Source organism: Nonomuraea bangladeshensis (assembly GCF_039529455.1).
GTDB lineage: Bacteria > Actinomycetota > Actinomycetes > Streptosporangiales > Streptosporangiaceae > Nonomuraea > Nonomuraea bangladeshensis.
The window spans coordinates 106,109-129,679 of the sequence record NZ_BAAAMV010000019.1; the positions used below are offsets into that span (position 1 = coordinate 106,109).

The following is a 23,571-nucleotide window of genomic DNA, read 5'->3' on the forward strand; positions in this document are numbered from 1 at the left end:
CACCTGGCACGATAAACAGTTTTCGTGTCTTTAACGACCCCGGTCTGGCCCGAGCCGCGAGCGGGAGATACCGTGCTGACGGACGATCTCTACCAGCTCAAGGGGGTGCTTTGGTGACGACGACGATGTCGACACACCGACGGGCAGTAGAGCAGATCAGGCAGTCGTACGCGGAGATCCCCGGCGGCGCCGCGCCCCGGCTGGCCAAGTCGACGTCGAACCTCTTCAGGTTCCGCGACTCCGGCCGCACCGCGAAGCTGTCGGCACGCGACCTGGACGAGGTCATCAGCGTGGACCCCGAGACCATGACGGCCGAGGTCCAGGGCATGACCACCTACGAGCACCTGGTCGAGGCCACGCTGCCGCACGGGCTCATGCCGTACGTGGTGCCCCAGCTCAAGACCATCACGCTCGGCGGCGCCGTCACCGGTCTCGGCATCGAGTCGACCAGCTTCAGGGACGGCCTGCCCCACGAGTCGGTCGAGGAGCTGGAGATCCTCACCGGCGACGGGCGGGTGATCGTGGCGCGCGAGGACAACGAGCACCGCGAGCTGTTCCGCTCCTTCCCCAACTCCTACGGCACGCTCGGCTACGCCCTGCGCATCAGGATCAAGCTCCGCAAGGTCCAGCCGTACGTGCATCTCACCCACGTCAGGTTCACCGACGCCGCCAAGTGCATGCTCGCCATGCAGGAGATCTGCGAGAGCATGGTCCACGACGGCGAGCGGGTCGACTTCGTGGACGGCGTCTTCTTCGACCCCGGCGAGATGTACATCACCCTCGGCCGCTTCGCCGAGCGCGCGCCCTACGTCTCCGACTACACCGGCATGCGCATCTACTACCAGTCGATCAGGCAGCGCAACCGCGACTGGCTGACCATCCACGACTACCTGTGGCGCTGGGACACCGACTGGTTCTGGTGCTCGCGCGCCTTCGGCGTGCAGCAGCCCGTGGTCCGCTCGCTCATGCCGCGCCGCTGGATGCGCTCCGACGTCTACCGCCGCCTGGTCGCGCTCGACCGGAAGTACGGCGTGACCGCCCGCGTCGACCGCTGGCGCGACCAGCCCGTCCACGAGTCGGTCATCCAGGACGTCGAGGTGCCCGTCGAGCGCGGCGCCGAGTTCCTGGAGTTCTTCCACGACAAGGTGGGCATGACCCCGGTGTGGATGTGCCCGCTCCGGGCCGGCTCCCGCTGGCCGCTCTATCCCCTGGAGCCGGGCCGGCTGTACGTCAACTTCGGCTTCTGGGGTATGGTGCCGCTGCCACGGGGACAGTTCGACGGTTACTACAACCGGCTGATCGAGAACGCCGTGCACGATCTCGACGGCCACAAGTCGCTCTACTCGACGTCCTTCTACGACCCCGAGCAGTTCTGGCAGTTGTACAACGGCGATGCCTACTGGCCGGTCAAGCAGGAATACGACCCGAACGGACGCCTGCTGGACCTGTACGACAAGTGTGTACGGGGAAGGTGAGTCGATGGCTCTCGCAACCATCTTCGAGAAAATCGTCGGCAAGGACGCCAACATCGCGTTCATGGCCTACGACGGCAGCAAGGCGGGGCCGGACGCGGCCGACCTCGCGCTCGAGGTCAAGTCGCCGATCGCGGTGGCCTACCTGGCGCAGGCCCCGGGGGAGCTGGGCCTGGCCAGAGCCTACATTTCCGGCCACATCGACGTGCACGGCGACATGTACACCCTGCTCGACCGCATGTGGAACATCACCACCAACGACCTGAGCACCGCCGAGAAGGTCGCCGCGGTGCGGGCGCTCGGGGTCAAGCCGCTGCTCATGCGGGTCCCGCCCCCGCCGCAGGAGATGCGGCAGAGCACGCTGGCCAGGCTGGGGTCCCGGCACGCCAAGCAGCGCGACGCCGAGGCCATCCACCACCACTACGACGTCTCCAACCGGTTCTACCGGTGGGTGCTCGGGCCGTCGATGGCGTACACCTGCGCGGCCTTCCCCGAGGAGAGCTCCTCACTTGAGGAGGCCCAGTTCGCCAAGTTCGACCTGGTGGCGCGCAAGCTCGGCCTCAAGGAGGGCATGCGCCTGCTCGACGTCGGCTGCGGCTGGGGCGGCATGGTCATCCACGCCGCCAAGCACTACGGCGTCAAGGCGCTCGGCGTGACGCTGAGCAAGCAGCAGGCCGAGTGGGCGCAGAAGGCCATCGCCGACGAGGGGCTGCAGGACCTCGCCGAGGTCCGCTTCATGGACTACCGCGACGTACGGGAGACCGGCTTCGACGCGGTCAGCTCCATCGGCCTGACCGAGCACATCGGCAAGGACAACGTGCCGGCGTACTTCGAGTTCCTGTACGGCAAGCTCAAGCCGGGCGGCCGGCTGCTCAACCACTGCATCACCCGCCCGACGGGCAAGGAGAAGACCTTCAACAAGGGCGGCTTCATCAACCGCTACGTCTTCCCCGACGGCGAGCTGGAGTCAGTGGGCTGGCTGATCCGCCAGATGGAGGACCTCGGCTTCGAGATCCGCCACGAGGAGAACCTCCGCGAGCACTACGCCAAGACCCTCCGCCACTGGTGCGACAACCTCGACGCCAACTGGGAGGACGCGGTCCAGGAGGTCGGCATGGGCACCGCCCGCGTCTGGGCGCTGTACATGGCCGGCTGCATCGTGGGCTTCGAGCGCAACAAGGTCCAGCTCCACCAGGTGCTGGCGGTCAAGCTGGACGACCAGGGCCGCTCCGGCATGCCGCTGCGCCCGGCCCGCGACTGGCCCTGACCTTTCCGCCCGCGGCCGGGAGGCCGTCCTTCACGGCGCCTGGGTGACGTCGAGGACGGCCTTTCCCGCGACGCGCCGCTCCAGCAGCGCCGTGGCGGCCTCACCGACCCGTTCCCAGGACCCCCGCCAGCTCACCTCCGGCGACAGCCGGCCCGACGCCACGAAGGCGAGCAGCGTGGCGAGGTCGGGTCCCGGCTCGCGTACGTCGCCGAACGAGCTCACCGTCTTCGCCGGGCCGAGCGAGAACAGCGAGTACGGCGCGAGGACAGCAGGCTCGCCCGAGGCCCAGCCGATGGCCTGGATGTCGCCGCCGGGCGCGAGCAACTGCCAGGCGGCGGCGAGCTGAGGGCCGCCGACGTTGTCGAGGATCAGGTCCACGGGCTCGCCGACGCCGTCCAGGCCGATCACCACCTCGGCCGCGCCGAGTTCGGCCAGGCCGGCGGCACGGGACGGGGAGCCGACCGAGGCGATGACGTGCGCGCCGCCGAGCGCGGCGAGCTGGACCGCGTAGCGGCCGACGCCGCCCGCGGCGCCGGTGACGAGCACGCGGCGGCCGAGGATGGGGCGGGTGCGCAGGGTGCGCAGCGCGGTGAGGCCGGCCATCGGGAGCGCGGCGGCGGCGGCCAGGTCCACGCCGTCGGGGACGGCGGCCACGGCCGTGACGTCCACCGCCATCCGCTGCGCCCACGCCCCCTCCCCGAACGCCACCACGCGCGTGCCTGCGGCCGGGCCGGTGCCGTCCGTCGCCGCCTGCCGGACGGTCCCGGCCGCGTCGAACCCGTGGACGGTGCCGGGCGGGCGGCCGGCGGCGCCGATGACCTCGCCGCGGTTGAGCGAGACGTGGTGGACGTCGAGCACGAGCCGGCCGGGACCTGGCTCCGGCTCGGGCGCGGTGCCGAGGCGCAGGGCGCCGGGAGCGTCGGGATCGGTGACGAGAGCGCGCATGGTCGAGCTGCCTCCTTGGCGGCGAAGGGTAAGCGGACCGTCGGTCCGGATGGGTATGCACGCTAGCATAAACGGACCGACGGTCCGCGACAATGAGGGGGAGGAAGGACGTCATGACAGACGGGCGGACGGAGCAACTCGACGCCACGCGCGACCGGGCGGAGCAAGTCGGCGCCCCGCGCGACCGGACGGAGCGGGTCGGTGCCGGGCGCGAGCGAGTCGGCGCCGGGCGTGAGCGGGCGGAGCGGGTCGGTGCCGGGGGCGGGCGGGTGGAGCGGGGGGATGCCGCGCGTAATCGGGTGGCGGTGTTGCGGGCGACCGAGCGGCTGCTGGCGGAGGGCGGCGGCGACCACGTGTCCATCGACCGGGTCGCGGCGCTGGCCGGGGTCGGGAAGGGCACGGTGTTCCGGCGGTTCGGCAGCCGGGCCGGGCTGCTGCAGGCGCTGTTGGAGGAGCGCTCGAAGGACCTGCGGGAGGCGGTGGCGGGCGGCCCGCCGCCGCTCGGCCCCGGCGCGCCGGCCCGTGACCGGCTGCTCGCCTTCCTCGACGGCCTGGGCGCGATCGCCGAGGGGAACGCGATCCTGCTGGCGGCGCACGAGCAGGCGTGCGCCGAGGACAAGTACGACGACCCGAGCTACCGCTCCTGGCACGGGCACCTCAGCACCCTCATCGCGGAGGCCCGCCCGGAGCTGGACGCGGGCTTCGTGGCCCACGCCCTGCTGGCGGTCTTCGACGGGGCGCTGATCCGGCACGTGACGCCGCCGGAGGACCCGCGCAGGTTCACCCGCTCGGTGCGGAGCCTGGCCCTGGCGCTGCTGGGGGACGGAGAGGATGGCCGCCACCTCCGCGCCGAGGTGGCGGCCCGCGTGCCGGAGGACCGCTAGAGGGAGAGGGTCACTCCGGGTCCTCGGCCGGAGCGGCGTGCTTGCCGCGGCTCGGCCGCAGCTCGGCCGGCCTGGGCGTTTCCTTGCCCTCTTCTGGCTGGTCCTTGGGGGTGTGGGGCTTCTCGTGGCGGCCCACGCGACCTCCTTTGCCGTGCTCGGTTGCATGCGGTTACCGCAAGATTACAATCAGCACGGCCGAAAGGCGAACGCCGCGACCGGCGTCCGCCTTCCGGGGGGCGAAGGTCAGCGCAGCTCGCGCTTGAGGATCTTGCCCGTGGCCGTCATCGGCAGCGCGTCACGGAACTCGATGATCCGCGGATACTTGTAGGCCGCCATGTTCTCCTTGCACCAGGCGATGAGCTCGTCCTCGGTGATCGTGGCGCCCGGCGTCCTGATGACGTACGCCTTGATCTCCTCGCCGTGCGACTCGTGCGTCACGCCCACCACGGCGGCCAGCGAGACGGCCTCGTGGGTCATGAGGACCTCTTCGAGCTCGCGCGGGTAGACGTTGAAGCCGCCACGGATGATCATGTCCTTGGCGCGGTCGATGATGGCGTAGTAGCCGTCGGCGTCGCGCGTGGCGATGTCGCCGGTGCGGAACCAGCCGTCCCGCATGACCTCGGCGGTGGCCTCGGGGCGGCCGTAGTAGCCCTTCATGACGTTGTGGCCGCGGATGGCGATCTCGCCGGGGCCCTCGCCCTCGACCGTCTTCCAGTCGCCGTCCACGAGCTTCATCTCCACGCCCCAGATGGGGGTGCCGATGGTGCCCGGCTTGGCCGGCCGGCCCGGCTGGTTGAAGCTCGCCACCGGCGAGGTCTCCGACAGGCCGTAGCCCTCCAGGATGCCGATGCCGAAGGTCTGCTCGAAGTCCTTCAGCACCTCGACCGGCGAGGACGCGCCGCCCGCCACCGCGATCCGCAGCGTGTCCGGCACCTCGGCGCCCTCGGCGTGGATCTTGGTGAGCATGCCCCAGTACATGGTGGGGACGCCCGCGAAGAACGTCACGCCCTCCTTGCGCATGAGCTCCAGGGCCTCGCCCGGCTCGAAGCGCGGCATGAGCACGACGGTCGCGCCGCGCAGGAACCCGGTGTTCATGACGGTGGTCTGGCCGAAGGAGTGGAACATCGGAAGCACGCCCAGGTAGACGTCGCCGCCCTCGGTGGCCGGGAACATGCGGTCGCTGACGATGGCGTTCATCAGCATGTTCTGGTGGCTGAGCTCGGCGCCCTTGGGCTGGCCCGTGGTGCCGGAGGTGTAGAGGATGACCGCGGTGTCGTCGGGTGCGGTCTGCACGGTCTCGAACATGGCCGCCATGCCGCCGAGCGCCGCCCAGAACGACTCGCCGTACTCCGACTCGGTGGCGAGCGGGGTGGCGGGCAGCACGAAGAAGTGCTCACAGCCCTCGGCGGCCTCGAAGCCGGCCTTGCCGCGCTCGCCGAGCGGCAGCTCGGGCGTGCCCTCGAAGCAGAACAGCGCCTTGGCGTCGCTGTCGTCGAGGTGGTAGGCGATCTCGCGGGACTGCAGCAGCACGTTGAGCGGCACCACGGTCGCTCCGGCCTTGAGGATGCCGTAGTAGACGAACGGGAAGTACGGCAGGTTGGGGCAGGCCAGCGCGACCTTGTCGCCCTTGCGGATGCCGCGCGACACCAGCAGGTTCGCCACCTGGTTGGCCACCGTGTCGATCATCGAGTACGGCAGCCGCATGTCACCGAAGACGATGGCCGTGCCGTCCGGGTTGTTCCTGGCGCTGTCCTCCAGGACGATCGACAAGTTCAGCATGACGCCTTCCTCCTCTAGCCGGCTTTCGCGCCATCTTCGCAGCATGGGCATACCGACCGGTAGGTAACGCAGGTTACAACTGGATATGGACGGCCCCCGGTCGCGTGGCGTAAGCAAGTAGTCAATTACTTGCCCCCATGGAGGGAACCATGGAGTACGACTACGTGATCGTGGGCGCCGGCTCGGCGGGCTGCGTGCTGGCCAACCGGCTGTCGGCCGATCCGGGCGTGTCTGTGGCCCTGGTCGAGGCGGGCGGCCAGGACGACAAGCTGGAGATCCGCATGCCCGCGGGTTTCGCCAAGCTCTTCAAGACCGACTACGACTGGAACTACACCACGGCCAAGCAGGACGAGCTGTCCGGCCGGGAGCTCTACTGGCCGCGCGGCCGGGTCGTCGGCGGCTCGTCCTCGCTCAACGCCCAGATGTGGGTGCGCGGCTGCGCCCGCGACTACGACCAGTGGGAGGTGCCCGGCTGGTCCTACGCGGACGTGCTGCCGTACTTCACCAGGGCCGAGCACCGGATCGGCAGCAACGAGGGCGGCGTCTACGGCACCGGCGGCCCGCTGCACGTCTCCGAGCTGCGCAGCCCCAACGTCACCACGGCCGCGTTCCTGCGCGCCTGCGAGGAGCTGGGGTATCAGCGGCTGCGCGAGCTGAACGGCCCCTCCAACGAGGGCTACTGCCCGACCCCCGTCACGCAGTACCGCGGCCGGCGCTGGAGCTCGGCCGACGCCTACCTGCGCCCGGCGCTCAAGCGGTCCAACCTCACCGTGATCACCGGGGTGACCGTCGAGCGGGTGCTGTTCGACGGCCGCAGGGCGGTGGGGATCGAGCACGGCGGCGCGCAGCTGCGGGCGCGGCGCGAGGTCGTCCTGGCCGCGGGCGCGATCGGCTCGCCGCACCTGCTCATGCGCTCGGGCGTGGGCGCGGCCGACGAGCTGCGCGCGGCCGGCGTCGAGGTCGTGCACGACCTACCCGAGGTCGGCGGGAACCTCCAGGACCACCTCGCCTCCGGCGTGTACGTCACCTGTCTCCAGCCGGTCACGCTCACCAAGGCCGAGTCCATCGGCAACCTGCTGCGTTTCCTCGTGCTGCGCTCCGGCATGCTCACCACGAACGTCGGCGAGGCGGTCGCGTTCCTGCGCACCTCGCCCGAGGAGCCCGCGCCGGACATCGAGCTGGTCTTCGCGCCGGTCCCGTTCGTGGAGCACGGCCTCGTCCCGGCGACCGGGCACGGCCTGACCGTGGGCGTGGTGCTGCTGCAGCCGGAGAGCCGCGGCCGGATCACGCTGAACGGCCGCGACCCGGTCATCGACCCCAACTACCTGAGCGCGGAGGCCGACGTGCGGCGGCTGGTCGCCGGGCTGAAGGCGGCCAAGCAGGTGTTCACGACCTCGGCGATGCGGCCGTACGCGGGCGGGCCGATGGACCCCTACTGGGGGCCGGAGAGCGACGAGGAGCTGGCCCAGTGGGTGCGCGAGCGCGCCGAGACCCTCTACCACCCGGTCGGCACCTGCCGGATGGGGGCCGACGAGGGCTCGGTCGTGGACCCGTCGCTGCGGGTGCGCGGCGTCGAGGGGCTGCGCGTCGCGGACGCGTCGATCATGCCGACGCTCAACCGCGGCCACACGCACGCCCCGGCCATCATGATCGGCGAGAAGGGGGCGGATCTGATCCTCGGGCGAAAGTGAGCGACCCTTGACGTAAGTGGTCACTTGCACAATGTTGGTGGGTATGACCCTGTCCACCGACGTCGACCTGTCGCACATCCCGTTCTGGGCCCTGCCGCAGGCCGAGCGCATGGAGGCCTTCCGCCGGCTGCGCGCGCTCGATCACCCGGTGTTCGTGCGCGAGCAGGCCGTGCCGTTCGTCGGCGGCGGGCCGGGCTACTACGCCCTCGTCCGCCACGCCGACGTGACCGAGGCCAGCAGGAACGCGGCCGTCTTCAGCAGCGAGCCGTGCTCCAACAGCATCCCGGACATGCCGCGCTGGCTCAGCGTGTACTTCGGGTCGATGATCAACATGGACGATCCGCGGCACGCCAGGCTGCGGCGGATCGTCTCCCGCGCCTTCACCCCGCGCATCCTCGCCAAGATGGAGGAGGACCTCGCGCGGGCCGCCGCAGAGATCGTGGACCGGGCCGTCGAGGAGGGGCCGGGCGACTTCGTCACCCAGATCGCGGCCCGGCTCCCGGTCCGCGTCATCTGCGACATGATGGGCATCCCCGCCCAGTACCACGACATGGTGCTGCGGCGCACCAACGTCATCCTCGGCAACGCCGACCCCGAGTACACCGGCCTGTCGCCCGACTTCGGCCGGCTCAACGTGGCCCGCGGCCTGGCCAAGCTGCTGCACGCCGGCTACTCGCTCAACCGGCTGGCCGCCCGCCTCGGCGACGAGCGGCGCAAGCGGCCCACGGGCGACCTCGTCAGCCTGCTGGTCAACGGCGAGGAGCGGCTGTCGTCGCAGGAGCTGGGGTCGTTCTTCATCCTGCTCGTGGTGGCCGGCAGCGAGACCACCAGGAACGCCATCGCCTACGGGCTGAAGCTGCTCACCGACCATCCCGAGCAGCGCGAGCTGCTCCTCGCGAACTTCGACGGGCACATCGTGGCCGCCTGCGACGAGATCGTCCGCTACGCGACCCCGGTCATCCAGTTCCGGCGGACGCTCACCCGCGACCACGAGATGAACGGGACGGCGTACAAGAAGGGCGACAAGGTGCTGCTCTTCTACAACTCCGCCAACCGCGACGAAGCGGTCTTCGACCACCCCGACACGTTCGACATCACCCGCGACCCCAACCCGCACGTCGGCTTCGGCGGCCCCGGCCCGCACTACTGCCTCGGCGCCCACCTGGCGCGCAGGGAGATGACGGTGATGTTCCGCGAGCTGTTCACCCGTCTGCCCGGCATCCGCGCGGCAGGCGAGCCGGACTTCCTGCTGTCCAACTTCATCAACGGCGTCAAGCACCTGCGCTATACCGTCTGACCCGAATGCTAGGTTTCGCAGTCATGGAGATCAGGACTGTCCACGCCAACGGGCTGGAGTTCGCGTATCTGACCCTGGGGGACGGGCCGCTCGCGCTGTGCCTGCACGGCTTCCCCGACACCGCGCACACCTGGCGGCACCTGATGCCGGCGCTGGCCGAGCAGGGCTACCGGGCGGTCGCGCCGTTCCTGCGCGGCTACGCGCCCACCGAGATCCCGGCCGACGGGGCGTACGAGGGGGCGGCGCTGGCCGCCGACGTCCTCGCGCTGCACGAGGAGCTGGGCGGCGGCGCGGACGCCGTCGTCATCGGGCACGACTGGGGCGCCTTCCCCGTCCACCAGTGCGCCGGCCGCTTCCGCCGGGCCGTCGCGCTGGCGGTGCCGCCGCCGGGCGCGCTGGCCGGCTCCTTCTTCGACTACGAGCAGCTCCGGCGCTCGTTCTACATCTTCCTGTTCCAGACCACGCTGGCCGAGACCGCCGCGGCGGCCCCCGGCTTCCTCGAGGGCCTCTGGCGCGACTGGTCACCGGGGTACGACGCCGCCCAGGACCTCGCCTTCGTCCGCCGCAGCCTGCTCGACGACCCGGCCAACCTCGCGGCGGCCATCGGCTACTACCGGGCGATGCTCGGCACCACCCCGCCCTCCGGCCGCTACCCCGAGCCGGGTCCGGAGGCGCGCGGGCCCGTGCTCTACCTGCACGGCGCCCAGGACGGCTGCCTGGGCGCCGGGCTCGTCAAGGACGCCGTCGCGCACCTGCCCGGCGGGTCGCGAGCCGAGATCGTGGCGGACGCGGGCCACTTCCTGCACCTGGAGCGGCCGGACGAGGTCAACCGGCTGATCCTCGACTGGCTCGGGCCCGCCTGACCCTCCCTACTCCTCCTTCCTGAGCACCGCGATCAGGGGGTGCCGCCCCGACAGGCTCACCCGTACGGCCCGCTCCACGGCGAACCCGCGCGGCGGCCCGTCGTCGTGGATCAGCGCCACCGCGAGCCCGTCGTCGGCCAGCACCCGCCGCACCTCCCGCCACAGCGGGCCGAGCCCGCCGGCGAGCAGCCCCAGGGGCGGCACCTGGCGGCCCCACGGCGGGTTGACCAGCACCCGGTCGGCCGCCCCGTCCCGTACGGGGACGCGGCCGCCGTCGGCGCGCGCCCAGATGAACGCTCCACCGCCGCCCCCCGCGTTGGCCCTGGCGGCGGCGAGCGCGTCGGGCGCGTGGTCGAAGCCCAGGAAGCGGGCTCCCGGCGCGAACGCGCGCGCCTCGATCAGCGTCGTGCCCGCGCCGCAGCACGGGTCCAGCACCGTCCCCGCACCGGCGGAGAGACCCGCCAGGTCGGCGAGCTGCCCCATGGCGGCGGCCAGCGGCGGGTGCAGGGTGCCGCGGACGGAGACCGTCTTGTAGGCGCGCCGGTGCAGCGGACGCCGGGCCGGCCGTACCGCGATCACCGCGCGCTCGCCCTCGATGGTGACCCGCCAGGCCGTCGCCTCGCCGGGCGGCCGCGCGCCGTCCCGCCGCGAGTGGTACGGCACCCGCGCCGGCCGCGCCAGCTCGGCCCCCACCGCGTCCTCGACGTCGTACCTGGTGTAGTTGCGCCGGCCCACGAACGACGCCGACACCTCCACCCCGGCCGGGCCGGGCGCCGGCAGCGGCCCGGGGTCCAGCTCGCGCGCGGCCCGGGCGAGCCGCCACAGGGCGGAGCGATCCCGCCCGATCCCGTCCACCACGGCGGCGGCCAGCAGCACGTCGTCGGCCGTCCGCAGCGCCGGCAGGCCCGCTGTGCCCGGGGTCTCGAACCACACCTCGCGATGGCGCAGCTCCCGCACCACGCCCGCGCCGGAACGCCGGATCTCCGTGGCCACCAGGGGCTCGATGCCGTGCACCGCCCTGGCCACGGCAAAAGTATGCACGTGTCCTTCTCCCACGTCGCGACCCGGGACGGCGCTGAGTCAGCCGTCCCGCATCGCCGGCGGTGGGTGCTCCGCGACCCGCCGGCGGATCGCTAGCCGAGGGCGAAGAAGAACGCGTACATGGCGGTCATTCTAGCCCCAGGGCGAGGCCCGGTTGATCACGTACGTACGGTGTACGTCAGAACCATTGACGTAAGTGCCTGCTTTTCCAATGATTGCCTCATGAGCGTCCTCGACTTCGACCTGTCGGACCGCGACTTCTGGGCCAGGCCCATGGAGGAGCGCGAGCAGGCCTTCGACCGGCTGCGTGCCCGTGAGACCCCCGCGTTCTTCGAGGAGATGGACGTCGGCGTCGCCCCCAAGGGACCCGGCTACTACGCGCTGGTCAAGCACGCCGACATCCTGGAGGCCAGCCGCAACCCGGAGGTCTTCTGCTCGGGCGACGGCGGCGCGACCAACATCCCCGACATGCCGAGCGAGTTCACCGAGTACTTCGGCTCGATGATCAACATGGACGATCCGCGCCACGCCCGGCTGCGCAGGATCGTCTCGCGGGCGTTCACCCCCAAGATGATCAAGCAGTTCGAGGCGGACGTCGAGTCGGCGGCCACCACCATCGTGGACGACCTGCTGGCCAAGGGCCCCGGTGTCGACTTCGTCACCGAGGTGGCCGCCCGGCTCCCCCTGAAGATCATCTGCGACATGATGGGCATCCCCGAGCGGGACTACACCTACGTCTTCGACCGCTCGAACGTCATCCTCGGCGGCTTCGACCCCGAGTACACCGGCGGCGACCTCGAACAGATCGCCACCCGCCTGCTCACCGCCGGCATGGAGCTGCAGCAGCTCGTCCAGGACCTCGCCGCCCACCGCAGCGAGAACCCGACGGGCGACCTCACCTCGTCACTGGTCAACGCCAACATCGACGGCGAGCGGCTGACCCTGCAGGAGCTGGGCTCGTTCTTCATCCTGCTCGTCGTGGCGGGCAACGAGACGACCCGCAACGCCATCTCCCACGGCCTGCACCTGCTGACCAGGAACCCCGACCAGCGCGCCCGGTGGCTGGAGGACCTCGACGGGCGCGCGCCCTCGGCCGTCGAGGAGATCGTCCGGCTGGCCTCGCCGGTCAACTTCATGCGCCGCAAGGTCACCCGCGACTTCGAGATGAACGGCCACCTCTACCGCGAGGGCGAGAAGGCCGTCCTGTTCTACTGGGCGGCGAACCGGGACGAGGCGGTGTTCGAGGACCCGTACCGCTTCGACGTCACCCGCCACCCCAACCCGCACGTCGGCTTCGGCGGGCCGGGGCCCCACTTCTGCCTGGGCGCGCACCTGGCCCGGCGCGAGATCACGGTGATGTTCCGCGAGCTGCTGCGCCGGGTGCCCCAGATCGAGGGCGGCGAGCCGGACCGGCTGCACTCCTCGTTCATCAACGGCATCAAGCACATGGAGTGCCGCTTCTAGCCCAGCCTGAGCTGGTTCATCACCACCCGGATGTCGGGCAGGAGCTGCTTGCTCTCGGCCGGGATCGACACGAAGACGATGGCGGGCACGCTGCCGCCGGTGTTGACCGCCATCGTCACGATCGTGGCCTTGTCGGTGCCCGACGTCAGCGAGTACGCGATCAGCCGCCCGGTCTTGTCGCCCACCTTGATCGCCTGCTGGGCGACCTTGCGTACCTTGTTGTCGGACGGGAAGAACCGCTTCCTGGCGTCCAGCACGACCTGCTTGATCACCGGCTCCAGGTCGTCCTGGTCGTAGTACGACGCCAGCCGCTCCGGCAGCGGCCCCGACATGACCATGGCCGACTTGTCCTCGTTGATCGGGACGTACTGGCGGGTGTCGTAGCCGTAGGTCGCCTTGACCGTCGCGCGCTGGTCGAGCTGCCAGGTGCCGCCGAGGCGCGGGACGGAGATCCCGGCCGCCTGGTCGGGCACCCGGCCGATCACCGGCGAGGCCTTGCCGGGATACTTCGGCAGCGGGCCGATCGAGGTGCCGGCCTTGGTCGCGCTCGGCTTCTGCGAGGTCGTGGGACCGGCGGCGGCGGTGCTCGCCGCCTCCTCGCCGGCCAGCGGCCCCGCCAGGAACGCCCACAGCAGCGCGGCCACCAGCGCGATCGCCACGGAGCCGCCGAGGGCGTAGATCCAGATCGGCTTGCCCTCGTCGTCGTCGTCCAGCGGGTCGCGTCCGCCCGTCGCCTCGTAGTTGTCGCCGAAGACGGTGTTCCAGAGCTCCTGCTGACGCTCGGGGGGCGGGGTGCGCGAGCCGCTGATCTGGCCCGCGGTCACGAACCTGTTCTCCGGGTCGGAGGGGTCGCGGCTCAGGTTGGAGCCGGCGCGTGACCCCTGCTGGGGAGGCTGCCCGTGCTCGCCGGGAGGCGCCGGCGGGGCGCCGATGTGGGTCTCGCCAGGGCGGCCGTAGGTGATCGTGCGCTCCTCGGACGGCTGCGGCGGCGGGCCGTGCGGCCCGGACGGGCCCTCGTGCGGCAGGGTCCCGGCGGGCGCGGCGGCGGCCTGCCCGAACGAGACCGGCGCGGAGGCGGCCGGTGCGCCGTCGTACGCGACCGGGGCCGACGCGACCGGGGCGCCGTCGAACGGGGCCGCAGCCGGGGCGTTGTCGAACGGGCGCGGTTCGGGCGCCTCGACGGGCTCCGGGGGGCGGGGCGGCCAGGGCGCCGGCGTGGACAGGTTGGCCCACGCGCCGGGGGAGGGCGTCGGCGGCTGCTGCCAGGCGGGCACCGGGTCGGGCACCCGATGCGGCGCCGCGTCGAACGCCGGCTCGGGCATACGGCCGGGGCCGGCGTTCATCGGGTCGGACATGCGGCCGGGCCCGGAGCTGGTGGGGTCGGACATGCGGCCGGGCCCGGCGTTCATCGGGTCGGGCATGCCGTTGGGACCGGAGGTCATGGGGTCGGACATGCCGTTGGGGCCGGAGTTCGGCAGTTGGCCGGGCGCGGGAGGACGGCCGTTGCCGCGCTCGCCGGCCCACGCCGGAGCGCCGCCGTCCTTGCGCGGCGGCTCGGGCCAGCCGGCGTCCGGGCGGGGCGGCTCGGGCCAGGACGGGCCGGGGTCCTGCGCGCCGTAGGAGCCCGGGGCGTCCGCGCGGCGGCCATCGCCGGCAGCGCCGTTCGGCCCGCCGTTCCGCGGGCCGTTGCCGTTCGCGCCGCCGTTCCTCGGACCGTTCCCGTTCGCCGCGCCGTTGCCGGCGCCGTGACCTGCGCCGTTCGCGGGGCCGTTCACGGGGCCGTTCGCTGGGCCGCCGCGGGACGGGCGGGGCGGCTCCGGCCAGGAGCTCTCGGGGCGCGGGGGCTCGGGCCAGGCGGGGTCGTGACCGGCCTGCCGCGGCGTCTCCGGCCACGACATGGGCACCTCGGCCGCGGGCGTTCCCGCCCAGGAGGGGGAGGAGTCCTGCTCGGAGGGCGTGCTGGCCCACGAGGATGGTTCCCTGCGCGGCGCCTCCGGCCAGGATGGGGGCAGGTGTGGTCCGGAGTTATCCGTTGCCATGTCTGCCGGTCCTCCCGAAGTTCTGTCCGGATCAACCCTTATATCCGGATTTGACGTACCAGGCATGATCTCATGGGATTTTCCAGGAGATGAGGGTGGTTCCGCAGCGAAACGAGCGAAGCCATGCGGATCGGTGGGCGGGTCCTGCATGGGCAGGCCGTCCTCCGGTCGATCGCGCTCAGCTGGGTATACCACGGCGACAAGGGTAATCTTCTGGGACGAATGAGGTCACAACGGATACATCACCATCGGGTCTCGTCAACCCTGAAGCGTCCATTGTGCCTGGGGCCGCCGATCGTCTGCCTGCATTCAGCCGAAGAGGTGCGCTAGGCTTGACACATGCGTTCCGCGACCCTGCTTCTTAGCGGGCCGCGACGGCCCTGAGATCTCGCCGTCGCGGCTACCCCTCGTTGTGCACGGGGGGTTTTCTTATGGGTCCGAGTCAATCCAGAAGGACAGTAGCCGTGAGTGAGTACGACCCGCAGGCACTGCAGGCCAAGTGGTTGCAGCGCTGGGAGGAGCAGGAGCCCTACCGGGCGAGCGAAGACCCCGCCGACCCCCGCGAGCGGCGCTACATGCTCGACATGTTCCCCTACCCCTCGGGCGACCTGCACATGGGCCACGCCGAGGCGTTCGGGCTCGGCGACGTCGTGTCGCGCTACTGGATGCAGCAGGGCTACAACGTGCTGCACCCCATCGGCTGGGACTCCTTCGGCCTGCCCGCCGAGAACGCCGCGATCAAGCGCAACGCGCACCCGGCGGAGTGGACCTACGCCAACATCGACACGCAGGCCAACTCGTTCAAGCGCTACGCGCTGTCCTTCGACTGGTCGCGCCGCCTGCACACCAGCGACCCCGACTACTACCGCTGGAACCAGTGGCTGTTCATCCGCTTCTTCGAGCGCGGCCTGGCCTACCGCAAGGGCGGCCTGGTCAACTGGTGCCCCAACGACCAGACGGTGCTGGCCAACGAGCAGGTCGTGGCCGGCAAGTGCGAGCGCTGCGGCGCCGACGTCATCCGCCGCGAGCTGACCCAGTGGTACTTCAAGATCACTGACTACGCGCAGCGGCTGCTGGACGACATGGACCAGCTCCACGGCTGGCCCGAGCGGCTGCTGACCATGCAGCGCAACTGGATCGGCCGTTCCGAGGGCGCCGACGTATTGTTCGAGATCGAGGGCCGCGAGGAGCCGGTCCAGGTCTACACCACGCGCCCCGACACCCTGTTCGGCGCCACGTTCTTCGTCGTCGCCGCCGACGCCGCGCTGGCCGACGAGATCGTCACCGACGAGCAGCGGCCCGCGTTCGAGGCCTACCGCGCCGAGGTCGCCCGGCTGAGCGACATCGAGCGCCTGGCCACCGACAAGGAGAAAACCGGCGTCTTCCTGGGCCGCTACGCGATCAACCCGGTCAACGGCGAGCGCATCCCGGTCTGGGCGGCCGACTACGTGCTGTCCGACTACGGCCACGGCGCCATCATGGCGGTGCCCGCCCACGACCAGCGCGACCTCGACTTCGCGCGCAAGTTCGACCTGCCGGTCAAGGTCGTCGTGCACACCGGCCTGGCCGACCCGGGCGAGACCGGCGTGGCCACGCCCGGCGAGGGCACGCTGGTCAACTCCGGCCCGCTCGACGGCCTGACCAAGGCCGAGGGCATCTCCCGGATCATCGAGCTGCTGGAGAAGGAGGGCAGGGGCACCGGCGCGGTCAACTACCGGCTGCGCGACTGGCTGCTGTCCCGCCAGCGCTACTGGGGCACGCCGATCCCGATCATCCACTGCCCCGACTGCGGCGAGGTCCCGGTCCCCGACGACCAGCTCCCCGTCACGCTGCCCGACCTGCGCGGCGAGGCGCTGGCGCCCAAGGGCGTGGCCCCGCTGGCCTCCGCCGCCGAGTGGGTCAACGTCTCCTGCCCCAAGTGCGGCGGCCGGGCCCAGCGCGACACCGACACGATGGACACCTTCGTCGACTCGTCCTGGTACTTCCTGCGTTACTGCTCGCCCGGCTACACCGACGGCCCGTTCGACGTCGAGCAGGTGCGCAAGTGGGGCCCGGTCGACCAGTACGTCGGCGGCATCGAGCACGCCGTGCTGCACCTGCTCTACTCGCGCTTCTTCACCAAGGTCCTGCACGACATGGGCATGGTGGACTTCACCGAGCCCTTCAGGCGCATGCTCAACCAGGGCCAGGTGATCAACGGCGGCAAGGCCATGTCCAAGTCGCTGGGCAACGGCGTCGACCTGGGCCAGCAGATCGACGCCTACGGCGTCGACGCGGTGCGCCTGACCATGATCTTCGCCGGCCCGCCCGAGGACGACATCGACTGGGCCGACCTCTCGCCGCTGGCCTCGCAGAAGTTCCTGGCCCGCGCGCTGCGCGTGATGTCCGAGGTCACCAGCGAGCCCGGCACCCCGGTCGAGGCCGGCGACGCCGAGCTGCGCAAGGTCGTGCACCACACGATCGACGAGGTCACCAAGCTGCTCGACTCCTACCGCTTCAACGTGGCGGTGGCGCGCATGATGGAGCTGACCTCCGCGGCGCGCAAGGCGATCGACTCGGGCCCCGGCCCCGCCGACCCGGCCGTCCGCGAGGCCGCCGAGACGCTGGCGGTCATGCTGTCCCTGGTGGCCCCCTACACCGCCGAGGAGGGCTGGGAGCGGCTGGGCCGCACCGGTCCCGTGGCCTTCGCCGGCTGGCCGGTGGCCGACCCGGCGCTGCTGGTGCAGGAGTCGGTCACCTGCGTGGTGCAGGTGGCGGGCAAGGTCCGTGACCGCCTGGAGGTGCCGCCGGGCATCTCCGAGGAGGACCTGCGGGCCCTGGCCCTGGCCTCGGAGAAGGTCTCGGCCTACCTGTCCGGCATGCCGCGCAAGGTCATCGTCCGCGCGCCCAAGCTGGTCAACATCGTCCCCTAGCTCTAGAGGGACCTGAGCGCCGGCAGGAGCTCCTTCTCGGCCCAGTCGAAGAAGGGCTCCTGCTGGTCGTGACCGACCTGCACGAGCGCCACGTGGGTGTAGCCGGCGTCGGCGAACTTCTTGACGCGTCGCACGACGGCGTCCACGTCGTCGCCGCACGGCACGCTCTGGGCGACGTCGTCGGGCCGGACCGTGGTGGCCGCCGCGGCGAAGTTGACCGGTCCTGGCAGCTCGGCCATGACCTTCCAGCCGCCCACGGCCGACCAGCGCCACAGCTTGTGGGCGCGCTGCTTGGCGGCCTCGGCGTCGGTGCCGTAGGAGAGGGCGAGCTGGCCGTAGACCGGCTTGCCCTGGCCGCCCGCGGCGTTGAAGTGCTCGACGACCTGCGGCATCGGGTCGTTGATGACGAGCGCGTCGGCGAGCTCGGCGGCCAGGTCGGCCGACTGCCCGCCCGAGGCGGCGATGCCGATCGGCACCGGCCGGTCGGGCAGGTCGTAGAGTTTGGCCGAGTCGACGTCGAAGAACTCGCCCTGGTAGGTGACGTAGCCGCCGCCGAACAGCTCCTTGATGATCTGTACGGCCTCGGCGAACATCCGGTGCCGGGTGTCGACGGGCGGCCATCCCTCGCCGATGACGTGCTCGTTGAGGTTCTCGCCCGCGCCGAGCCCGAGGGTGAACCTGCCCTCGCTGAGCACGCCCATCGTCGCCGCCTTCTGGGCCACCACGGCCGGGTGGTAGCGCATGATGGGGCAGGTCACGTACGTCATGAGCGGGATGCGCTCGGTGACCTGGGCGACGGCGCCGAGCACCGACCAGCAGTAGGGCGAGTGCCCCATTTCCTCCACCCATGGGAAGTAGTGGTCGGAGATGACGGCGTAGTCGAAGCCGATCCGCTCGGCCGCCGCGGCATAGTCGACCAGCTCGCGGGCCGGTGTCTGTTCCGACATCAGGGTGTAGCCGATCTGTACCATGCGTCGGGACTACCCGTGTATGTCCGCTTTAGTGCCAGGGTGTCGACATCCTCGCTTGGCCAGCTCCTCCAGGACCAGCCCCAGGCCGATGCCGAGCAGCCAGACGTCCTTGGCCACGCCGAGGCCCTGCTGCGTCGGCCGGAGGCTGCCCTCGCGGCGCATGCCCGGCGTCAGGAGGTAGAGCCCCACCAGCCCGCCCGCGAACCCGGTCAGCGCCGCCCCGGCCACCAGCGACGGCACGAACGGCAGCGCCAGCGCGGCCCCGAGCGCGAGCTCGGCCCGCGACAGCAGGCGGGTGAACTGCACGGGCTCCATCGCGCCGAGGAAGGGGTAGGCGCCGGTCGCCATGCCGTGCAGGCCGCTCGCCCGCTCCTCGTCGGCGCCGATCATGTCGGCTCCCGAGTGCAGCATGATGGCGGCGGCCGCCAGCCGTGGCGGAAGCTGGTGGGTGCGGGCGAAGATCCTCATGTTCCCCTCCGTGATCCAGTCCGTGATCTGGTTGCTCGCCCACCTGCCCTCGCGGGTGCCGAACACCCCGTTCTTGGCATTCCCCGTACACAGTCGGTCCGCCAGGAGGAGAATTCTTGGGCCGGGTTTGGTGTCGCGCACTAGTGTTCAGATGTGACAAATGGCGCATACCTCAGATATCCGCATCTCCACGGTGACCTGGTCACCTTCGTCGCCGACGACGACATCTGGATCGCCCCCCTCAGCGGCGGACGCGCCTGGCGCTTCACCGCCGACCGCGTGCCCGTGAGCGAGCCGCGCTTCTCGCCCGACGGCACCCGCATCGCGTGGACCGGCGGCAGGGAAGGCGCGCCCGAGGTGTTCGCGGCCGAGATCGACGGACCCGAGGGCGAGCGGCTGACCTTCTGGGGCAGCGCCAAGACCCGGGTATGCGGCTGGAGCGACGACGGGCGGGTCCTCGCCGTCAGCTCGACCGGGGAGGGCTCGCGCAGCCGGACCTGGGCCTACGCGGTGCCGCTCGACGCCGGGCCGGCCGAGCGGCTGCCGTACGGCTGGGTCAGCGAGGTCGCGGTCTCCGGCGAGCGGGTCGCCACCGTCTCGCCCATCTGGCGCGAGCCGTCACAGTGGAAGCGCTACCGGGGCGGCACGGCCGCCAAGATCTGGGTGGACGCGAACGGCGACGGCGAGTTCGCCCGGCTGTTCGCCGACAACCCCGCCCAGCACTGGGCGGTCAACTGGATCGGCGACCGGCTGGTCTTCCTCGCCGACCCCGACGGCGTCGGCAACCTCTACTCCGCCCTGCCCGACGGCTCCGACCTGCGCCGGCACACCGCGCACGAGGAGTTCTACGCCCGGCACGCCACGGGCGACGGCACGCGGATCGTCTACAGCCACGCCGGTGACCTGTGGCTGCTGGAGAGCCTGGACGCCGAGCCGCGCCCGCTCGACATCCGGCTCGGCGGGCCGCGTCCCGGCCGGGCCAGGCGGCCGGCGCCGCTGCGGGTCGGCTCGTACGCGCCCGATGCCACCGGCCGGGCCAGCGCCGTCGAGGTCCGCGGCACCGCCCACTGGGTCGCCCACCGCGACGGCCCCGCCGGCACGCTGCGCGCCGAGCCCGGCGTCCGCGTACGGCTGCCGCGCGTGCTGAACGCCGACGGCCACGCCATCTGGGTCTCCGACGCGAGCGGCGAGGACGGGCTGGAGATCGGCACGCCCGGCGGCGAGGTCCGTACGCTGGCGGCCGGGCAGCTCGGGCGGGTCTTGGAGCTGGAGGCGGCCCCCGACGGCAAGCACGCGGCCGTGGCCACCCACGACGGGCGGCTGCTGGTCGTGGACCTGGAGTCGGGCGCCCTGCGCGAGCTGGACCGCACCTCGTACGGCGACCTCAGCGGGCTGACGTTCTCGCCCGACTCCTCCTGGCTGGCCTGGGTCCATCCGCACCAGGAGCCGCTGTCGCAGATCAGGATGGGCCGCGTGGACGGAACCTCCGTGATCGACGTGACGCCGGTGCGCTTCGCCGACTACGACCCGATGTTCACCCGGGACGGCAAGCATCTGGCCTTCCTGTCGATGCGCACCTTCGATCCCGTCTACGACGCGCACGTCTTCGACATGTCGTTCCCACAGGCGTGCCGGCCGTACCTGGTGCCGTTGAAGGCGGACACGCCCTCGCCGTTCGACCCCTCGCTCCAGGGCCGCGGCTTCAACGGCGAGGACGACAAGCCCGGCAAGGACGACAAGTCCGCCAAGGACGACACGCCGCCGCGGACCGAGGTGGACCCCGAGGGGCTCGGCTCGCGCGTCGTGCCCGTACCGGTGCCCGCCGGCCGCTACGGCAACCTGCGCACCGCCAAGGACGCCCTGCTGTGGCTGCGCCACCCGCTCGCCGGGCAGCTCGGCGACGGCAGCGACGCGCCCCACGAGATCGTGCTGGAGCGCTACGACCTGAAGAAGCGCGCCAAGGGCGAGCTCGGCAGGGAGATCCGCTCGTTCGAGGTTAGCGGCGACGGCACCCGCCTGGTCGTCCACGGCAAGAACGGCCTGCAGACCCGCGCCGCGAGCGAGGGCGACGAGGTCGTCACCATCGACCTCGACCGGATCACGGTGCAGCTCGACCCCGTCGCCGAGTGGCGGCAGGGCTACCGCGAGGCCGGCCGGCTCATGCGCGACCACTACTGGCGCGAGGACATGAACGGCGTCGACTGGCAGGCCGTGCTCGACCGTTACGCGCCGCTGGTCGAGCGCCTCGGCGCCCACACCGAGCTGATCGACCTGCTCTGGGAGGTCCAGGGCGAGCTCGGCACCTCCCACGCCTACGCCAGCCCACCCGCCGGCGGCTCCGACCCGCGCCGCCGCCAGGGCCTGCTCGGCGCCGACCTCGCCAAGGACGCCGACGGCGTGTGGCGGGTCGAGCGCATCCTCGCCGGCGAGTCCTCCGACCACGAGGCCCGCTCGCCGCTGCTCGCCCCCGGCGTCGCCGTCCGCCCCGGAGACGCCATCGTCGCCGTCGGCGGGCGTCCGGTCGATCCGGTACGCGGCCCGCTCGCCCTGCTCGCCGGCACCGCCAACCACCCGGTGGAGCTGACCGTACGGCCGGGCTCCGGCGGCGAGACCCGCCGGGTCGTGGTGAGCCCCCTCGCCGACGAGACCGCGCTGCGCTACCACGACTGGGTGGAGAGCTGCCGGGCTCGCGTACGGGAGCTCTCCGGCGGCCGGCTCGGCTACCTGCACGTGCCGGACATGGTGGCCTCGGGATGGGCGCAGTTCCACCGCGACCTGCGTACCGAGATGTCCTATGACGGGCTCGTCGTGGACCTGCGGGACAACGGCGGCGGGCACCTGTCCGAGCTGGTGCTGGAGAAGCTCAGCCGCAAGGTCACCGGCTGGGTGCGGGCCCGCGGGTTCGAGCCGAGCCGCTACCCGGTCGACTCGCCGCGCGGCCCGGTCGTGGCCGTCACCGACGAGTTCGCCGGCTCCGACGGCGACATCGTCAGCGCCGGGATCAAGATCCGCGGCCTCGGGCCGCTCGTCGGTACCCGTACGTGGGGCGGCGTGATCGGCATCGACAGCCGCTACCAGCTCGTGGACGGCACCCGGGTCACCCAGCCGCGGTACTCGTTCTGGCTGGAGGGGCACGGCTGGGGGGTGGAGAACCACGGCGTCGATCCCGACGTCGAGGTGGTCACCACGCCGCAGGACCGGGTCGCCGGGCGGGACCCGCAGCTCGACCGGGCGGTCGAGCTGGCGCTCGCCGCGCTCGACGAGCACCCCGCCGCCACCCCGCCGGAGCTCCCGCCCCTGGCCTGACCGTCTGCCCGGCCCGCCTCCTTCCGAGGCGGGCCGGTCGCCGGGGATCAGGCCAGGCGGGACAGCCGGTCCAGGATCTCGGCGAGGACGGGCTCGGAGGTGGCGAAGTTCAGCCGTACGTACTCCGCGCCGCCCGGCCCGAACGCGGCCCCGTCCGAGAGCATGACCTTGGCCTCGCGTTCGACGACCTCCGCCATCCCGGTCCGTCCCGTGTGCAGCCAGGCCAGGTACGTGGCCTCCGGCATCCGGTAGCCGAACGTCGCCGGCAGCCGTTCGGCGATGGCCCGCCGGTTGCGGTCCAGCAGCGTCCGGACCTCCTCCAGCCAGGCGTCCCCGTGCCGCCAGGCGGCGACCGTCGCCTCGACGCCGAACAGGCTCGCCGAGCCGAACAGGAAGGGCGGCTGCGCCTCCAGCGCCTTGCGCACGCCGTCATGACCGAGGTGGGCGACCGAGCAGCGGATGCCGCCCAGGTTGAACGCCTTGGTGGCGGAGGTGAGCGTCACCGTACGATGGGGGGCGATCGTGGCGAACGGGATGTGCCGGTGCGGCGCGAAGGTCAGGTCGGCGTGGATCTCGTCGGCGATGACGAGCAGGTCGTGACGCTCGGCCAGCTCGGCCAGCTCCTCCAGCTCCGCGCGGGTGAGCACGCGGCCGGTCGGATTGTGCGGGTTGATCAGCAGGAGCACCCGGCAGCCCGTCAGGTCGGGGATGGCGAAGCGCCACGAGTCGCCGTCCGGCTCGGCCTGGATCGGGCGCACCGGCCGCTCCATGACCTCCATCGTGCCGAGGAACGGGTGGTAGGCGGGGGTGTGCAGGGCCACGCCGTCGCCCGGCCGGGTCCACAGGTGCAGCAGCACCTGGAGCGCCTGGTTGACGTCGGAGAAGGCGCGGACGTGGGAGATGTCGGGGGACCAGCCGTGGCGGGCGGCCATCCGCTCGCCGAACGCCTCCGCCAGCGGGCCCGCGTTCGGCTGGTCCAGCCAGGTCGGGTAGCCGAGGTCGCCGTCGGCGCGCCGGTGCAGGGCCTCGATGACCGCCGGGGCGGTGGGCAGGTCCATGTCGGCGATCCAGGCTGGGATGACTCCGGCCTCAGCTTTCGACCATTTGAAGCCGTCGTTCCGTGCTTTGAGGTCTTCAATGCTGTATGCCTTGTTCACCTAGGCATTCTAGGA

General features: G+C 71.7%; 17 protein-coding genes. 9 read left to right on the forward strand and 8 right to left on the reverse strand.

Annotated elements, in window-relative coordinates:
• Positions 1-125 precede the first annotated feature (125 nt).
• On the forward strand, positions 126-1,475 hold the full coding sequence (locus ABD292_RS44905) for an FAD-binding oxidoreductase (RefSeq protein ID WP_344218809.1): 1,350 nt from the start codon (positions 126-128) through the stop codon (positions 1,473-1,475).
• A 4-nt stretch (positions 1,476-1,479) separates the two neighbouring features.
• Complete coding sequence (locus tag ABD292_RS44910) at positions 1,480-2,739, forward strand: class I SAM-dependent methyltransferase (RefSeq protein ID WP_344218811.1); 1,260 nt, start codon at positions 1,480-1,482, stop codon at positions 2,737-2,739.
• A gap of 30 nt (positions 2,740-2,769) precedes the next feature.
• On the opposite strand, the gene ABD292_RS44915 is transcribed toward ABD292_RS44910, so the two are convergent.
• A complete protein-coding gene (locus ABD292_RS44915) occupies positions 2,770-3,684 on the reverse strand; it encodes a zinc-binding dehydrogenase (protein WP_344218813.1) in 915 nt (304 codons plus the stop codon).
• 113 nt (positions 3,685-3,797) lie between these two features.
• On the opposite strand from ABD292_RS44915, the gene ABD292_RS44920 reads away from it, so the two are divergent.
• A complete protein-coding gene (locus tag ABD292_RS44920) occupies positions 3,798-4,568 on the forward strand; it encodes a TetR/AcrR family transcriptional regulator (RefSeq protein ID WP_344218815.1) in 771 nt (256 codons plus the stop codon).
• A 10-nt stretch (positions 4,569-4,578) separates the two neighbouring features.
• Here ABD292_RS44920 and ABD292_RS44925 read toward each other — a convergent pair whose 3' ends face one another.
• Positions 4,579-4,704, reverse strand: a complete 126-nt coding sequence (locus ABD292_RS44925; protein WP_344218817.1) for a hypothetical protein — start codon at positions 4,702-4,704, stop codon at positions 4,579-4,581.
• A 107-nt stretch (positions 4,705-4,811) separates the two neighbouring features.
• On the reverse strand, positions 4,812-6,347 hold the full coding sequence (locus ABD292_RS44930; protein WP_344218819.1) for a long-chain-fatty-acid--CoA ligase: 1,536 nt from the start codon (positions 6,345-6,347) through the stop codon (positions 4,812-4,814).
• Between the two features lie 149 nt (positions 6,348-6,496).
• Here ABD292_RS44930 and ABD292_RS44935 point away from each other — a divergent pair, with 149 nt between their 5' ends.
• From ABD292_RS44935 to ABD292_RS44945, 3 genes are read left to right on the forward strand one after another with little or no spacing between them, the layout of a single operon-like run.
• On the forward strand, positions 6,497-8,038 hold the full coding sequence (locus ABD292_RS44935) for a GMC family oxidoreductase (RefSeq protein ID WP_344218821.1): 1,542 nt from the start codon (positions 6,497-6,499) through the stop codon (positions 8,036-8,038).
• A 43-nt stretch (positions 8,039-8,081) separates the two neighbouring features.
• On the forward strand, positions 8,082-9,335 hold the full coding sequence (locus ABD292_RS44940) for a cytochrome P450 (RefSeq protein WP_344218823.1): 1,254 nt from the start codon (positions 8,082-8,084) through the stop codon (positions 9,333-9,335).
• Positions 9,336-9,358: 23 nt separating this feature from the next.
• A complete protein-coding gene (locus ABD292_RS44945) occupies positions 9,359-10,198 on the forward strand; it encodes an alpha/beta fold hydrolase (protein ID WP_344218825.1) in 840 nt (279 codons plus the stop codon).
• A 6-nt stretch (positions 10,199-10,204) separates the two neighbouring features.
• Here the strand turns inward: ABD292_RS44945 and ABD292_RS44950 are convergent, their stop codons facing one another.
• On the reverse strand, positions 10,205-11,239 hold the full coding sequence (locus ABD292_RS44950) for a methyltransferase domain-containing protein (RefSeq protein WP_344218827.1): 1,035 nt from the start codon (positions 11,237-11,239) through the stop codon (positions 10,205-10,207).
• A gap of 222 nt (positions 11,240-11,461) precedes the next feature.
• On the opposite strand from ABD292_RS44950, the gene ABD292_RS44955 reads away from it, so the two are divergent.
• Positions 11,462-12,703 (forward strand): cytochrome P450, encoded by a 1,242-nt coding sequence (locus ABD292_RS44955; RefSeq protein ID WP_344218829.1) that lies wholly within the window; start codon positions 11,462-11,464, stop codon positions 12,701-12,703.
• Here ABD292_RS44955 and ABD292_RS44960 read toward each other — a convergent pair.
• On the reverse strand, positions 12,700-14,742 hold the full coding sequence (locus ABD292_RS44960) for a hypothetical protein (RefSeq protein WP_344218831.1): 2,043 nt from the start codon (positions 14,740-14,742) through the stop codon (positions 12,700-12,702). The genes ABD292_RS44955 and ABD292_RS44960 overlap by 4 nt on opposite strands.
• A gap of 431 nt (positions 14,743-15,173) precedes the next feature.
• Here ABD292_RS44960 and leuS point away from each other — a divergent pair, with 431 nt between their 5' ends.
• Positions 15,174-17,654, forward strand: a complete 2,481-nt coding sequence (gene leuS, locus ABD292_RS44965; protein WP_344218833.1) for a leucine--tRNA ligase — start codon at positions 15,174-15,176, stop codon at positions 17,652-17,654.
• A gap of 2 nt (positions 17,655-17,656) precedes the next feature.
• Here the strand turns inward: leuS and ABD292_RS44970 are convergent, their stop codons facing one another.
• Positions 17,657-18,625 (reverse strand): TIGR03557 family F420-dependent LLM class oxidoreductase, encoded by a 969-nt coding sequence (locus ABD292_RS44970; RefSeq protein ID WP_344218835.1) that lies wholly within the window; start codon positions 18,623-18,625, stop codon positions 17,657-17,659.
• A 9-nt stretch (positions 18,626-18,634) separates the two neighbouring features.
• Entirely contained in the window at positions 18,635-19,093 is a 459-nt protein-coding gene (locus tag ABD292_RS44975; protein ID WP_344218837.1) for a hypothetical protein, read from the reverse strand.
• A 153-nt stretch (positions 19,094-19,246) separates the two neighbouring features.
• Here ABD292_RS44975 and ABD292_RS44980 point away from each other — a divergent pair, with 153 nt between their 5' ends.
• Entirely contained in the window at positions 19,247-22,399 is a 3,153-nt protein-coding gene (locus ABD292_RS44980) for a S41 family peptidase (protein ID WP_344218839.1), read from the forward strand.
• Between the two features lie 47 nt (positions 22,400-22,446).
• On the opposite strand, the gene ABD292_RS44985 is transcribed toward ABD292_RS44980, so the two are convergent.
• A complete protein-coding gene (locus ABD292_RS44985; RefSeq protein ID WP_344218841.1) occupies positions 22,447-23,457 on the reverse strand; it encodes a MalY/PatB family protein in 1,011 nt (336 codons plus the stop codon).
• Between the last annotated feature and the right edge of the window lie 114 nt (positions 23,458-23,571).